Below are 13,615 nucleotides of genomic sequence, written 5' to 3'. Positions count from 1 at the left end.
TTTTAGAGCGTTTTTTCAAATATTTTTCCAGATCTGCGGCTGTCCGGTATCCTTACAGCCGGTTGAATTATCGTAATACTCTCTCAGTTTCTTCTATTTCAGATATTCTGCCACTGCGGTTGCTGCATTGGCACCATCCGAAACCGCAGTTACCACCTGACGCAGTTTCTTTGTTCTTGCATCTCCTGCCACATACAGCCCTTCCAGAGCGGTTTCTCCTGTCTCCCCTGCTCTGACGTAACCTGAATCATCCAGTACTGCAAATTTTTTCAGAAGATCTGTCTGTGGTACTGCTCCGTAAGCAACAAATACACCGTTCACATCTATCACAGCTGCATCTTCCAGAACTACTCCGGTTACTTTCTGCTCTCCGATGATCTCTTTTACCTGATGCTCCAGTACGAAGATAACGTTTTCCTTCTCTCTCAGTTTCGCCACTGTAACAGCGGCTCCTCGGAATTCCTTTCTCCTGTGGATCACATATACTTTCTCTGCCACATCCGCCAGGTAAACAGCATCATCAAGTGCTGTATCTCCACCACCAAAAACTGCGACTGATTTACCTCTGTAAAATGATCCGTCACAGATTGCACAGTAAGAGACACCCTTTCCTGCATATTCCTGTTCTCCCGGAATATTCGCTCTTCGCGGTGTGGCTCCCGCCGCATAGATTACGGTTTTCGCTTCCACCTGCGAACCATCTGCAAATACAAGTTCAAAATCTGATGAAGCTTCTTTCTTTATCTCTGTTACTTCCTGTTCCATGAAGGATACCCCAAGCTTCACTGCATGTTCCCGGAAGTTCTCACCCAGATCATAACCGCTGATGCCCGGAAATCCCGGATAGTTATCTACCTGTCCGCTTTCTGCGATCTGTCCGGTTCCTTCATATTCTTTTTCTATTACTACGGCTGACAGATTAGCCCTCTTTGCATAGATTGCCGCACTTAAACCCGCCGGACCGCTTCCAATGATACCTACATCATATTTCATATCGCCAGTTCCTTTACACCTATTATTCCTATCGAATTAGTATGTTTTATAATAAACATAATAACACCGATAATTTCCTCTGTCAATAAATAAGATTATAAAAATTTTTTAGGATTCGTTATGGACTCAGGTTATAGCAGTTACTTAATATTCGCTGTACTAGATCCAGCTGTAATCTCCGCCGGTCAGAGCAAGGCTCAGAAGTGTGTCCATCTTCTCTACCTCTTCTTCACCCTCAATCTTCTGGATCAGTTCTGCTGTATCCAACACATCCTCCAGTGACTCGTCCGGACCGATCTCATAGTCGATTTCAGCCTCACAGTCCGGGCATGGAATCCTCTTCATCGTCTGCATAGACAGAAAACGGTTGCCGCATTTTTTACATTCATAATATCCGCACTCTTTCGTGCCGTCTGGTACATAATACATCTTTTAATTTTCTCCTTTTTTTGTTTATATGATTAGTTTTTATATGATTGGTCTTCTGATGACAAAGAGCTGCCGGTTTTGATGATTCCCGGACAGCCCTTTATTCAACCTTCTGTACATCTAATTTTCTGCTTTTTCTTTTCTGAGCAGCTCTGTATATTCTGCTTCCCTCATAGGTCTGGCATAGAAATATCCCTGAGCCTTGTTACAGCCGAACCCCTGAAGCATTACCTTCTGCTGTTCGGTCTCCACACCTTCCGCAATAATGGAAAGCTTCATATGATTTCCCATAGTAATGATCATGTGCAGGATTTCTTCTGCTCTTCCATAAGGATCTGCTGCACTTAAGAAACGCATATCCAGTTTGATCTCATCAACAGGAGCTTCTTTCAGCATATTCAGGGAAGAATATCCACTTCCAAAATCATCCATCAGAATACGGAATCCTCCCTGGCGAAGCTTCTCCACAACTGAAAAGATCATTTCCGAGTCAGTGGCATACGCAGTTTCTGTTATCTCCAGTTCCAGATATTTTCTCGGAATCTGATAACGTTCTGATATTTCACAAAGGGTCTGAAACAGGTTCGGATTATAGAACCCAACCCTGGACAGATTTACGGACACCGGATGCAGAGGAATACCCTCATCCATACATTTCTTCAGGAAAATACAGGTCTCTTCATAAATGTAGAGATCCACTTTTGCAATATATCCGTTTTTCTCCAATACAGGGATGAAGATTCCCGGAGGAAGCAGTCCCTTTTCCGGATATTCCCATCGTACTAACGCTTCCGCTCCAATAATACGATCAGTACACATATCATATTTGGGCTGAAAGAATGCCTTAAACTGCTTTTCCTTAAGGGCATCATCCAGCTCATTAATGATCATCTGCTCCTGGATCAGTTTCTTTCTGTGTGTATCATCATATACAGCAACCTGAATCATATGATTCTTCTTAATGCTATCCGCCGCCAGATGAGCCCGATCACACATGATTCTCAGACTCTTTGATCTGTCTCGTATCTCATAAATCCCGGCAGAAATCTCTACTGTAGTTTTCAGATAATAATCTCTGATCCGATTACAGAAATGATTTATCTTTGCCTGTATCCTGTCCTCATTATCCAAAGTCAGGATTACAAAATGGTCTGCCTCATATCTGCAACTGACAATATCTATCCTGCCAAAAATTTTCTCCAGCTCCAGACCGATAAACTTCAGGAACCCGTCACCTGCATCCTCTCCAAACAGATCATTGACAAGCTTAAAATTCTCAATATTGATATAGACAATTCTGGCATCTGCCTCCGAATGCTTCTCCAGAAATTCCCTGCCTCTCCGGTAAAATCCTTCTTTATTAAGAAGCCCGGTCAGTTCATCCGTCTCCATCCTGCAGCGATATGCTTCCTGCGCCGCAGCTTCCACCTGCATCTGTGTCCTGTGTCTGTTATTAACAATCACAAGTATAGTCAATGCCACCAGAAAAATCAGGATACATACAATCTGATATCTGTATTTCTCCATAAATTCCCATATGGAAAAAGATTTCAGCAGATTTATGGAATACTGCCTGATAATATTCTCCTCATCCTGACTGCTCAGGCTTCCGATGCTCTTCTTATTGATTACAGAAACAAGATCGGGATCTGTGTTATCCCCGTATATCATACAGGTCTCTGCTTTGGTAAAAACAATTCCCGACAATGCAAGATCACGATACTTTTCATCCTGCAGATAATAAGATGCCGCGTAACTGTCCATAATGGCCATATCTGCCTTTTTATTTACCACCGCATCCAAAACTGTCCGGGGTGAATCACAGTAAATCGCTTTATATGGGAACTCCCCTTCCGGTCTCAGACTTTTATATTTCTCAAATATACTGTTCATAGAGACAGTCAACGTCTCCAGAGTATTAATATCTTCTCCACGTTCTGCTACTATCTGAAATTCTCTCGTGAAAAATCCACCTGTAAGATGAACTTCAGGTTCATCGATCATTTCCTGACAGGCGGTAATTCCGGCTATAAAATCATACTTTCCACTCTGCGCAGCCTCTATAGGATCGGTATCCGGAGAAAGACTTTCAAACTCAAAAGGTATCCCGCTGATCTCACTGAATTTCTTCAGAAACGCTATATAGATTCCGTCCAGCTTTCCTGTTTCTTTATCTGTATATATCAGTGGCGGCTGATCACCAATGCATCCTATCTTTATGGGTGCGCTGACGTTTTTGACATATTCTGTCTCTTCCCGGGTCAGAAGAGGCTTTGAATTTCTGTTTTTGTCCATAACATACTGTTCTGTAAGATTTTCCGTAAGATCCGGCAGTTCTGCTTTAAGCTGCTCAAGAGCATTGTTTACCGCACTCATGACCTCTGTATTTCCCTTTGTTGTCATGATATACATAGGTGCAGCCCCGAATTTATCCACAATCTTAAGTGAATCATGTTTGGAGATACTTCCCGTCAAGATCATATCCACTTTCTTCTGCTTAAGAGCCTCTATCTGATCCTGTTCAGATTCATAGTACTCCTCCGGACAGTGAAAATTTTTCTCACTCTGACGCTGTTCAAACTCTTCATTTTGATAGCTGTCTCTCAGCAGACCTACCTTTTTGCCATTCATATGCTCATAATCCTGAAAATAAATATCTTCATTATCCTCAGATGTATACAGCACCGCCTGCTCTGTGCCAACAGGCATACAGGAGAAATCATAATCCTTCTCCCTGGCCTCTGTTTTCTGCGCATTGCAGATCAGGTCTACCTTTCCGGATTTCAGATCTGCCAGCTGATTTTCCCATGATTCATTGATATATTCATATCTCCAGCCGGTATACTGAGATATTTTATTCAGATATTCCACTCCATATCCCTTGTATACTCCACTGCTGCTTTTATTAATAAAGTCTGCGTCCTCACGATACGCCACCCGTATTGTCTTTGTCCCGCCGTACGACTGTGCCTGAACCGGAACGATCACTCCCAGAAGCAAGGTAAACAGCAGAACGAACAACATTACATTTCTCTTCTTACCACTCATCTATCGTACCTCTCTCCTGAGTGATTATAACATAATATTCTCAAAAAAGGTACCTTTATAATGCTCGCTCAAACATTTCCCCTTACAGAATCCAGGTGTTACTTTTTAATCCCATTTCCACCACAGACAATCGAATACAAACTAAAAACAAAATTTCCCTGATTGCTTCCGGCGGTAGCTCATATTTCTCTTTTCGCACCAATCCATCAATCGTTGCTCCGAGTCGAATATTTCTCAATACAAAATCTACAGCTTCTTTGATTTGTGTGTAGATTGGTCCTGTAAATTCTCTCTTGTCAAGAAATACTGCACGATCTGTTCCTTTAAAATACAATCTGTCTTTCTGTAAAATAATACAAAAAGGATGTGCTGCGGTAACTTCTCCATTACCTTGACACATCCTTTCGTATTATTATTTTTTTGCTATTCTTCTTAATGACAGCTATGGCTTCCACATCCATGCTCACCACATGTATGTCCTTCCCCGTGGCTGTGCTCGTGATGAGAACACTTCACATCCGGATTATAATCCAGTGTTTTATTAATAAAACACCAGCAGTTTTTGGATGATTCTTATTTAGATATTCCTTTATCCGAAAAGTATCTTCTACAGTGCGAAATGTAAAAAGTTTATCAATACCTACTCCAGGAAGTCTCGGCTGTGTTGGCTTTGCACCTGGAGAGAGGATAAGTTTATCATAATTTTCTTCAAATATTTCACCATTCTCCAAATTTTTCACTGAAACAGTTTTACGATCCGGATGTATGTAGATAACTTCATGATGAATTTTCATGTTGATATGGAAACGTTTAAAAAAACTCTCTGGTGTCTGTAGTGTAAGTTCTTCCGGATCTGTGATCACGTCTCCAATATAATATGGAAGCCCACAATTCGCATAGGATATGTATCCAGATCTTTCAAACACAGTAATTTCTGCATTCACCAATGCTTTCTTGAGTTTCTTTTTCCCAGAAAGCATTTTATGTCCTGAATAAATAGCCATAACCATGCAAATCAAAGAACTAACTGTAAAATATTTATGACTTGATTTTGTTTCCTTTGTAGCCTGTGTAAAAAGTTCCTAGCATCGTTATCAATGCTCCGACAGACCAATATTCATGAGCTTTCATTTTACCATCTCCCCTTGTTTATTTAAATATGAAACTTTTGATGAAATATACAAACTTGAATTTGTTAATTAGAATTGCTCTCAAAGCAACAATTATCTTAACATTCCCCAAATACACTCCAGTAATGTTAGTGCAAGGATAATGTTAATAACACGGAAATGACGCAGATAAAACTTCTGAATCAGTACGCCCAAGCCAATCCAAGTACAGGTTGCGATCGTTCCGATTGTTGCAATAACCAGCTCAAAAAACAGCAAAGCCGGAAAAGAGGACATATATCCTACAACATAACCCGTTAGTGCGGTAACTCCGAATATATAGATTTTCACATTGACAAATTGCAGCATGAAGCCTTTCAGAAACGATGCCGATTGCTCTGCGTTTTCTGTTGACTGCTTGCTGAAAACAATATGAATCGCAAGCCACAGGATATAGGCTGCTCCGATGTACTTCATCACTTCCATTACATTTGGAAGCAAAGAATTAACCCCATATACGAAAATTGCGCATAAGATTTGCACTACATAGTAGCCTGCAAAAATTCCAAAGAACAACGGCTTTCCTTTTTTATATCCATAGTTTGTTACGGTATTTAATGCCAGAATATTTCCCGGTCCCGGAGTAAAGGCATTTATAACGCAATAAATCAGAAAATTGCTCAGTACCGCCATAGGCATAATCATCAACCACCTTTCTGCTGCTATTATATCAGCAAACAGCGGTACATACATAACACCTATTTTATATGATTATCCATAGCCTATGACTATGGATTGGCTGGAGCATATTTCCGTAATTCTTCCAGATAGCTTTTTCCAAGTTCACTTAATTCCTGATTTTCATTCAGCACATATCCAATATGCATTGTTTCATTTTCTGCAAGCGGAATGGAGATGATATTTTCTCCGTTCAAATATTTCGGGAAAATGCCACTTGAAATAGTATAGGCATTCAGTCCAAGCATGAAGTTGACAATAGCCCCTCTGTCATTGACCCGAATTTCCTTATCCACCGGGATGGAGCTGAATAGTTCCTCTGAAAAATAGACAGATTCATACTCTCCCTGTACAAAGTTTAGCCGCGGATAAGGTGCAAGGTCATGGACGGAAACTACTTTTTTCGATGCTAATGGGTGATCTTTTTGTAAAAAAACATGAGGCTTTGCTGAAAATAGCTCGGTAAACACCAGATGGTTTTCCTCTATCACTTTCCGCATGACGACTTCGTTTTCATGCGATACATAAAGGATGCCTAAATCACAGACACGATTTTTCACATCATCCAATATCTGATGTGTTCCGGTTTCATTATAATAAAAAGCGTATCGTTTCTGTCCAAAACGCTTAACTAACTCCACAAAAGCGTTTTCCGTAAAAGTATAGTGCTGAGAAGATACTCCAAATGTCACTTTTCCCGGAAGATTTGTAACATACCGATCCTCCAGCAGTTCCATCTGCTGTATCACCTGACGAGCATAACCGAGAAATTCAGCACCATCTTTTGTCAGAGTAATTCCGGTTCTGCTGCGAAGAAAAATGGTAATACCAGCCTCTTTTTCCGTTTCTTTGATGGAATTGGACAGACTTGGCTGTGATATAAAAAGCAGTTTTGCCGCTTCGGTAATAGAGCCAACTTCTGCTACCTTCAAAATATATTTTAGTTGTTGAACCCTCATTTCTTTATCCTTTTTATTCCTTACAAATCTCGATTTCACGATATCATTTCTAATACAGATTTTACCGTATTTTTTAGATTCAGTCCATCTTTTAATCCCAACCGATAGAAAAACTCGTTACTGTTCACTCCGTTCTCAGCAACACGCTTCACGATGCACAGAATTTATGCTAATCGCATAAATTCGCGCAGTATGTCTCAGGTTTTCTGTGACCTTCGCTCACAAAAAACACCTCGCGGGATATTACCAGTGAACAGTAACAAAAACTCTTCTGTATCTGCTCCACTGCTGAAAATTGCATTACAGTATTCCGTAATCACTTCTTCCTGTTCTGGGGATAACGTTTCCAGTAATTCCTGGTATTTCTTTTCAATCTCACTTACTGGCTCTTTATCCTGATTTAACTTCCATTCCGAATACGCTTTTCCCATATGCTCTGTAATTGTCAGATTCACAAATTCCTGCACTTCCTCTGGTATGGTACTCGTAGATTCCTGTTTATCTTTCTTTTTATCATTTGATTTTTCAAGTGTCGTATCATCAATATAACGAATGATTTCTCGAATATTTGACTTCATTGACTGCAAATATCCATTGATCAACTCCGCGTTATTCCGTCAAGGGCATCTTTCTCTCCTCCTTACATTTCATATGTTTAACACGAATTGATACAAGTGTCAATCTCGTTTTGTTAATATCACCCATTTCCCTTTTTGGCTACTTCCCTGCCTCTTCAGATAATTCTTTTCCTTCAATTTGGTTATATAATACTTCACACTAGCAAGATTCCAATCTAACGCATAATCGAAGTGGTAGAAAAGTTATCTCTTATATCGGTTGTAACTTTTTTATGAACTCTATTGACAAGAAAACTTGGTATGTGTATAATCAAAATATGCAAAGAAAACTTGGCATGGAGGTGTTTTTATGAAAAAGGACGAAATCTTAAATGCAAGCAGAAAAGAACATCGCAATAAGGACTTGGCTGAAATGGAAGTGGTATATCAAGCCGGAAGTCACGCAAGCAGAGTTGGTGCTTTAGTGTGTTGTTTGCTTTCGCTGTTATCTTCTGTGCTTGCTCATACTATGATTTACAGTCCGTGGGTTATATACTTCAGCATTATTGCAACACAATGGTTAGTTCGTTTTATCAAAATGAAGCGAAAGAGCGATTTGGTCTTGACTGTTCTGTTTTTTGTGCTTTCCATTTTGGCATTTGTTGGATTTGTTAGCCATCTTTTAGAGGTGAGAATATGAAAGAACAATTACAACTGAAAAATCACTTAAAGGAAGTTCGCACAGAAGCAAATCTTTCTCAAACTCAGCTTGCAGAAATGGTAGGGGTATCAAGAAATACCATTAGTTCTATTGAAACAGGACAGTTTAATCCAACTGCAAAATTGGCTCTAATTCTTTGTATTGCATTGGACAAAAAATTTGAGGAACTATTCTATTTTTAGGAGGTCATTATGGAAAATATTATAATGTTGATTTTGGGAGTGTTCATATCTGTTGTGGGAATTGTAAATATCAAAGGCAATATCAGCACAATTCACTCTTATAACAGGCGAAAAGTAAAGGAAGAAGATATACCAAAGTATGGAAAAACAGTCGGCACAGGAACGCTGATTATAGGAATATCTCTTGTATTAGGTTTTATTGTTTCGTTTTGGAGTGAAATAATTATAGATTATATCATTCTTCCAGCAGTTATTGTCGGATTAGGCTTTATATTGTATGGACAGTTCAAATACAACAAAGGAATTTTTTGAGAATCAGGGAGGTATAAAGATGGAATTGAACACAATATCAGGTCTGGCGATAGCGGGAGTTATCTGCTCCGTTGTCCTCTCGATGGGGGTACCGATTGCTTTGTTCATTGCAGGAAGGGTGAAGCTTAAGGCAAGGATTTCCTCGTTCTTTATCGGAGCAGGAACCTATCTGCTGTTTGCCATGCTGTTGGAGCAGCTGCTGCATGTTCTTGTCATTCAGTTCTGCGGACTGAACGCACAGAGCAGGCCATGGCTTTACTATGTGTACGCGGCTTTGGCTGCAGCGGTTTTTGAAGAGACCGGAAGACTGATTGCCATGAAGTTCTGGATGAAGAAATGGCTGGATTTTCCAAATGCACTGATGTATGGAATCGGGCATGGCGGTGTGGAGGCCATTCTGATCGGAGGACTCTCCGGAATCAGCAATCTTGTGTCCATGCTGATGATCAACAGCGGAGCCATGCAGAATACGCTGGCGGCACTTCCTGCTGAGTCTGCAAACCAGACCGTGTCACAGCTGTCGGCCCTATGGACAACACCGGCACCACTCTTTTTTGTAAGCGGAATCGAAAGAATCAGTGCCATCATTCTGCATATCGGGTTGTCACTGCTGATCTACCGGGCGGTAAAGGCAGGCAAATGCAGGACAGCGGCTTTTACAGCGGTTCTTGCATATGGGATTCATTTTATCGTGGACTTCTTTGCCGTGGCAGGTCCGGCACTTCTTCCCATCTATGTGATTGAAATTGGTGTCTTTGTGATGGCAGCCGGAACTCTTGTTATGGCGCTGAAGATGGGAAGGATGGAAGAACTGTGAATTCCAGTTTTCTGCTATCATAAAACAGAATATATCTGACAGAACGCACCGTAGAAATACGGTGTTTTTTGTGCCCTTTTTGATGATTGGATATTCAATTAACTTTATTTATTACCCCCTCCAATATCTAAAAAAAAAGCTACTTCTGCAAGTCAACCTCACAGAAGTAGCTTTTTATTTATCCATTATTTTCATTTCTTTTCAAAACCATTTCATAAAAATCCAGAAACTCTTTTGTTATATAATATCCCTTACTTTCAACATCCAATGAGTCAAATGTATTATCATTTTCATCTACATCTCCAGACTCTGTTTCAAATTCTTCCTCAATGAATCCCGTTTGTTTAATATGTAAGAACACGTAATCAACTTCTCCTGGAGATACCTTTATTTGCTTTGAATATTCATTGCAAAACGATTCGTATTTGTTGCTATATGTTCTACCATTTATGTGTTTCATTGATTTACCTCTTTTAGATGAATCTTCACAATATTTTTTGTATTCAACTAAATATTGTATTTCTCTATACGACATAGTATTCAATATGTGAATATATTCATCAAAAATACTACCATCTATATGTTTCCCCTGCAAATAACCATTTCGTATAAGATTTCCAAAATACTCAACTTTATCGGTCGTTGCCAACCTTTGCACTGCCTCTTTTGCTCGTGCAAAATTGATGATAAACTCTACATCATTTACCATTTCCGATGTTATAGAATGATCATCTTGCAAAATAACATCTAACAATTCCTGTTCTTTCTTTTGCTGAAAATCATTTAATAACTTATTTGTTGATGAATCAATTAAATCCCCCAAAACAGGGATTGCCTTTATAGGTGCCAATAAAACTGATTCAACAACCGGATTTTCTTTAATATCCTTTATTTCATTTGCATTATATAAGGAATTTTTTGCCATTTCTAATTTTTCATTCATTATTGTTCTCCCATTTTCATCACAACAACTATTTTATCCCAAGTAGATACTTCGTTTAATATAAATCTCCAACATATCCATCTGCTTCCAGATGCATATAACACTCATTCACCTGCTCAGACTCCAAGATCTGTAAAACGTATTCCATACCTGTAGCCAATTCTTTGGTTTTTAATTCTTCCAGCGGAATCCAATACACCTGCCCTTCCTCCGAACTTGTCAATTCTCCGATAAATCTATCAGCTCTGTACAGCGTAATCACATAATGTACTCCACCCTTATGCCAATGATATAAACCGCAGAGCTTCGGTGTTTCAATCGTAAGACCTGTTTCTTCCCAAACTTCCCGGATCATAGATTTTTGAAATATCTCGTTCTGCTCCACATGACCACCTGGAAAAGTTGTCCCTGTATAGCTGTCATTCACTTTATCCAATGCCAGCACATTTCCTTTGTCATCTTGGATCATACACATATTCATAAAGCAAACCTTCTCAATCCGACTCTCTTCTTTTTCATTCAGAGATCTTCTGATACGTTTATTGATATCCGATCGTTTGGATTTGTAATGCTTGAATACCTCTCCATACGGAATCCAGATTTCTGCATCTTCAATTTTTTCATACACAATATCCACCACTTCTTCCAGATGTTTGTCGTTTGGGAAAGTGTATTTTTTCATATAATAATCCCTGGTTGCCTGGAACATCCATTCTGCAATCTTCTCTTTCTGCTTTAATTTCAACTGAGCATATTTCTTGTCAGTCTGCAGTAATTTTCCATCTATCATTTCATGGTTTTTCCGTGACATCGGTAAGACCTCTTTTCCTCTTTTCTCATTCAGATTTTACTATACCATAGAATCCTTCTTTCGTCATACCTCAGATCTGCGATGTCCTATTTTTCTTCTCTGAATACCTTATCTATAGAGGGTTCTTTTCAAAAGACTCTCTTCCAGCGGCTGTGCCACCGGTAAATAGCAAGGACAGGAAGTGTATATACACTTCCAAAAAAACCAGCAATTTAGGGAACCCTGCCCTAAATCAAAAACACAAAAGCCACTACTTTGAGCAACCAATGAAAGGAGAATCTATCTATGGCAAAGAGAAAAAGAAATATACAGATCTTGTTTTGTGTTTCCCCCGAAGAAAAGAAGCTGATTCGCAGAAAGATGATTGAATCAAAGACTAAAAACATGGGAGCTTATCTTCGTAAAATGGCAATTGACGGTTATATTGTCAATACAGACACTACTCCATTAAAAAAACAATACGAGGAAATGCATAAGATCGGTGTGAATATTAATCAGATTGCGAAAAAAGTAAACAGTACCGGAGATCTGTATTCTGAAGAAATGCAGGAATTGAAAGAGATGGTGAAAGAATTTTGGCGTATCTTAAGATCTTCCCCATTAAAGTAACAGACAAGAAAGCTCTGGACTATATTACGAATCCAGATAAAACAGATGAAAAACTGTTAGTTTCCAGTTTTGGCTGTTCCCCGGAAACTGCAGATCTTGAATTTTCTATGACAAGAGAAATGGAAAAAAAGAATGGAATGGACAAAGGCGATAATAATCTGTGCATTTTCTGCTTTGTCTGTACATATACATCTGATCGTTATCATTCCAGATAACCCGACTGCAAAAATACAGCCACAGTCTCTGTTTCAGCAGAGGTCCTGTACCTTTCGGTGGTATCATTATTGCTTCGCTCTTCCCATAGGAGTCTTCGCCTGCACGAGCCGGATTATCTCCGGTAAGCATGTTCCTCAAGATGTATCAGCTCCTTCAATTGTCAAGGTGCAATCGGAAGAACTGTCTGAACCTCTTTTACGTTTGTGATTTTTGGAAATCAGAGGATTTTCAATTTGCCTTCCATATACTCTGTATTGGGAGCGACAAAATCGGACATGATTTTAGAAATTTTTTAAGATTATTTTTTGAAGTGTAAAAAGACATAAAAAAAGATGCCAGGATTTCTCCTGACACCGTAGTGACTGTGCCAACTTCGTGCCCAGTGGGCACAAGGTTGGTTCATTATTCTTCATTTTCTATTGAGTTTGATTCTTTCTCTGTCTTCTTGTTTTTAGATATTATCCTATGACCTGTATAAATAGCCATAATCATACAAAGCAAAGAACTTGCCGCAAAATATTTATGGCTTGATTTTGAACCTTTATATCCGCTATAAAAAGTTCCTAGCATCGTTATCAATGCTCCGACAGACCAATATTCATGAGCTTTCATTCTAACATCTCCTTTTGTATTAATTTTAATATGTGCCTTTTAATGCAATATGCAAATTGGAAGTTGTCAATTTCTTATATATTTTTGATCAGTGTCAGGAATCGTATCTTCTGACCGATATCGCTCTACTTTCATGTGAAGATTATATTTATCTCTTAACTCCGCAATCTTATTCATCATGGGTGATTGATGGTGAAAGTCAATGCTCTCTTGATTTTCCCAACTGTCAATCAGTAGCACAGTTTCCTCATCTCCCAGAGGGAAAAAATAATCATATCTAATGTTCCCCGCTTCATTTCTAATTGCATCAACAGTACCGCTTGAAATCATCTCCTTTGCAAATTTTCGCGCAGAACCATTTTCGCCGGAATAATATATATTAACAACTATACTCATTATACTTTCCTCCAAATTCCGATTGAGATTTCACCTGTTTTAAGAAATTTAATAACTGTTATATTTTATTATTAAATTCTTCGCACCCCCTTGAAAACACTGGATTTGTCGCAGGTGAGCTTTCCCTTATTATTTCCCTTGTGTTATATCGTCCCATCAGTGT

At 39.1% G+C, this 13,615-nt stretch carries 16 protein-coding genes and 4 pseudogenes; 6 read left to right on the top strand and 14 right to left on the bottom strand.

Annotated features, from left to right (window positions below):
- Window positions 1–93: 93 nt before the first annotated feature.
- From I4V44_RS02175 to I4V44_RS02140, 10 genes and pseudogenes are all read right to left on the bottom strand, one after another.
- Window positions 94–993 (bottom strand): NAD(P)/FAD-dependent oxidoreductase, encoded by a 900-nt coding sequence (locus I4V44_RS02175; RefSeq protein ID WP_196002245.1) that lies wholly within the window; start codon window positions 991–993, stop codon window positions 94–96.
- A 159-nt stretch (window positions 994–1,152) separates the two neighbouring features.
- Window positions 1,153–1,422 (bottom strand): hypothetical protein, encoded by a 270-nt coding sequence (locus I4V44_RS02170; protein WP_008705279.1) that lies wholly within the window; start codon window positions 1,420–1,422, stop codon window positions 1,153–1,155.
- Between the two features lie 120 nt (window positions 1,423–1,542).
- The gene (locus I4V44_RS02165; protein WP_196002244.1) at window positions 1,543–4,470 is read right to left on the bottom strand and encodes an EAL domain-containing protein; all 2,928 of its coding nucleotides are present in this window, start codon (window positions 4,468–4,470) and stop codon (window positions 1,543–1,545) included.
- An 82-nt stretch (window positions 4,471–4,552) separates the two neighbouring features.
- Window positions 4,553–4,804 carry a hypothetical protein gene (locus I4V44_RS02160; protein WP_330380698.1) on the bottom strand — a complete coding sequence of 84 codons (252 nt, stop codon included), beginning with the start codon at window positions 4,802–4,804 and terminating at the stop codon, window positions 4,553–4,555.
- 98 nt (window positions 4,805–4,902) lie between these two features.
- Window positions 4,903–5,025 (bottom strand): annotated as a pseudogene (locus tag I4V44_RS18040) (DNA-binding protein); the annotation flags it as partial.
- Window positions 5,026–5,027: 2 nt separating this feature from the next.
- A pseudogene (locus I4V44_RS02155) lies at window positions 5,028–5,411 on the bottom strand (NAD(P)/FAD-dependent oxidoreductase); the annotation flags it as partial.
- A gap of 9 nt (window positions 5,412–5,420) precedes the next feature.
- Window positions 5,421–5,601 (bottom strand): annotated as a pseudogene (locus I4V44_RS18035) (DUF6219 family protein); the annotation flags it as partial.
- 92 nt (window positions 5,602–5,693) lie between these two features.
- On the bottom strand, window positions 5,694–6,278 hold the full coding sequence (locus I4V44_RS02150; protein WP_196002243.1) for a LysE family transporter: 585 nt from the start codon (window positions 6,276–6,278) through the stop codon (window positions 5,694–5,696).
- Window positions 6,279–6,367: 89 nt separating this feature from the next.
- Window positions 6,368–7,276, bottom strand: a complete 909-nt coding sequence (locus I4V44_RS02145) for a LysR family transcriptional regulator (protein WP_196002242.1) — start codon at window positions 7,274–7,276, stop codon at window positions 6,368–6,370.
- A 197-nt stretch (window positions 7,277–7,473) separates the two neighbouring features.
- On the bottom strand, window positions 7,474–7,854 hold the full coding sequence (locus I4V44_RS02140) for a hypothetical protein (RefSeq protein ID WP_196002300.1): 381 nt from the start codon (window positions 7,852–7,854) through the stop codon (window positions 7,474–7,476).
- Window positions 7,855–8,203: 349 nt separating this feature from the next.
- Here I4V44_RS02140 and I4V44_RS02135 point away from each other — a divergent pair, with 349 nt between their 5' ends.
- The 4 genes from I4V44_RS02135 to I4V44_RS02120 are packed head-to-tail and all read left to right on the top strand — an operon-like array spanning window position 8,204 to window position 9,865.
- Window positions 8,204–8,533: a DUF6442 family protein gene (locus tag I4V44_RS02135; protein WP_005608366.1), complete on the top strand. Its 330-nt coding sequence runs from the start codon at window positions 8,204–8,206 to the stop codon at window positions 8,531–8,533.
- A complete protein-coding gene (locus I4V44_RS02130; RefSeq protein WP_196002241.1) occupies window positions 8,530–8,736 on the top strand; it encodes a helix-turn-helix transcriptional regulator in 207 nt (68 codons plus the stop codon). The genes I4V44_RS02135 and I4V44_RS02130 overlap by 4 nt, the downstream gene beginning before the upstream one ends.
- 9 nt (window positions 8,737–8,745) lie before the next feature.
- A complete protein-coding gene (locus I4V44_RS02125) occupies window positions 8,746–9,048 on the top strand; it encodes a hypothetical protein (RefSeq protein WP_008121271.1) in 303 nt (100 codons plus the stop codon).
- Between the two features lie 19 nt (window positions 9,049–9,067).
- Window positions 9,068–9,865, top strand: coding sequence for a YhfC family intramembrane metalloprotease (locus tag I4V44_RS02120; protein ID WP_227219045.1), 798 nt, complete (start codon window positions 9,068–9,070; stop codon window positions 9,863–9,865).
- A 178-nt stretch (window positions 9,866–10,043) separates the two neighbouring features.
- Here the strand turns inward: I4V44_RS02120 and I4V44_RS02115 are convergent, their stop codons facing one another.
- Both I4V44_RS02115 and I4V44_RS02110 read right to left on the bottom strand, forming a co-directional pair.
- Window positions 10,044–10,808, bottom strand: coding sequence for a hypothetical protein (locus I4V44_RS02115; RefSeq protein ID WP_196002240.1), 765 nt, complete (start codon window positions 10,806–10,808; stop codon window positions 10,044–10,046).
- A gap of 55 nt (window positions 10,809–10,863) precedes the next feature.
- A complete protein-coding gene (locus tag I4V44_RS02110; protein WP_025581238.1) occupies window positions 10,864–11,619 on the bottom strand; it encodes an 8-oxo-dGTP diphosphatase in 756 nt (251 codons plus the stop codon).
- Window positions 11,620–11,904: 285 nt separating this feature from the next.
- Between I4V44_RS02110 and I4V44_RS02105 the strand changes: the two genes are divergently transcribed.
- Together I4V44_RS02105 and I4V44_RS02100 are read left to right on the top strand one after the other, a co-directional pair.
- Window positions 11,905–12,228: a MobC family plasmid mobilization relaxosome protein gene (locus tag I4V44_RS02105; RefSeq protein ID WP_196002239.1), complete on the top strand. Its 324-nt coding sequence runs from the start codon at window positions 11,905–11,907 to the stop codon at window positions 12,226–12,228.
- Window positions 12,195–12,383 (top strand): annotated as a pseudogene (locus I4V44_RS02100) (relaxase/mobilization nuclease domain-containing protein); the annotation flags it as partial. The gene I4V44_RS02105 and the pseudogene I4V44_RS02100, both read left to right, overlap by 34 nt.
- A 463-nt stretch (window positions 12,384–12,846) precedes the next feature.
- Here I4V44_RS02100 and I4V44_RS02095 read toward each other — a convergent pair.
- A complete protein-coding gene (locus I4V44_RS02095; protein ID WP_008705297.1) occupies window positions 12,847–13,056 on the bottom strand; it encodes a DUF6219 family protein in 210 nt (69 codons plus the stop codon).
- Window positions 13,057–13,122: 66 nt separating this feature from the next.
- The gene (locus tag I4V44_RS02090) at window positions 13,123–13,452 is read right to left on the bottom strand and encodes an antibiotic biosynthesis monooxygenase family protein (RefSeq protein WP_062808198.1); all 330 of its coding nucleotides are present in this window, start codon (window positions 13,450–13,452) and stop codon (window positions 13,123–13,125) included.
- Window positions 13,453–13,615: the final 163 nt, after the last annotated feature.

Origin of the sequence: Blautia sp. 1001283B150304_161114_C9, assembly GCF_015668165.1 — a bacterium.
GTDB classification, from domain to species: Bacteria; Bacillota; Clostridia; order Lachnospirales; family Lachnospiraceae; genus Blautia_A; species Blautia_A wexlerae.
The sequence above is the reverse complement of the archived record's forward strand: the minus strand, read 5'-3'. Positions and strand labels throughout refer to the sequence as shown.

Coding starts and splice junctions, on each gene's coding strand:
- I4V44_RS02175 (WP_196002245.1), bottom strand. CDS start 993: ATGAAATATGATGTAGGTATCATTGGAAGCGGTCCGGCGGGTTTAAGT.
- I4V44_RS02170 (WP_008705279.1), bottom strand. CDS start 1,422: ATGTATTATGTACCAGACGGCACGAAAGAGTGCGGATATTATGAATGT.
- I4V44_RS02165 (WP_196002244.1), bottom strand. CDS start 4,470: ATGAGTGGTAAGAAGAGAAATGTAATGTTGTTCGTTCTGCTGTTTACC.
- I4V44_RS02150 (WP_196002243.1), bottom strand. CDS start 6,278: ATGCCTATGGCGGTACTGAGCAATTTTCTGATTTATTGCGTTATAAAT.
- I4V44_RS02145 (WP_196002242.1), bottom strand. CDS start 7,276: ATGAGGGTTCAACAACTAAAATATATTTTGAAGGTAGCAGAAGTTGGC.
- I4V44_RS02140 (WP_196002300.1), bottom strand. CDS start 7,854: ATGAAGTCAAATATTCGAGAAATCATTCGTTATATTGATGATACGACA.
- I4V44_RS02135 (WP_005608366.1), top strand. CDS start 8,204: ATGAAAAAGGACGAAATCTTAAATGCAAGCAGAAAAGAACATCGCAAT.
- I4V44_RS02130 (WP_196002241.1), top strand. CDS start 8,530: ATGAAAGAACAATTACAACTGAAAAATCACTTAAAGGAAGTTCGCACA.
- I4V44_RS02125 (WP_008121271.1), top strand. CDS start 8,746: ATGGAAAATATTATAATGTTGATTTTGGGAGTGTTCATATCTGTTGTG.
- I4V44_RS02120 (WP_227219045.1), top strand. CDS start 9,068: ATGGAATTGAACACAATATCAGGTCTGGCGATAGCGGGAGTTATCTGC.
- I4V44_RS02115 (WP_196002240.1), bottom strand. CDS start 10,808: ATGAATGAAAAATTAGAAATGGCAAAAAATTCCTTATATAATGCAAAT.
- I4V44_RS02110 (WP_025581238.1), bottom strand. CDS start 11,619: ATGTCACGGAAAAACCATGAAATGATAGATGGAAAATTACTGCAGACT.
- I4V44_RS02105 (WP_196002239.1), top strand. CDS start 11,905: ATGGCAAAGAGAAAAAGAAATATACAGATCTTGTTTTGTGTTTCCCCC.
- I4V44_RS02095 (WP_008705297.1), bottom strand. CDS start 13,056: ATGAAAGCTCATGAATATTGGTCTGTCGGAGCATTGATAACGATGCTA.
- I4V44_RS02090 (WP_062808198.1), bottom strand. CDS start 13,452: ATGAGTATAGTTGTTAATATATATTATTCCGGCGAAAATGGTTCTGCG.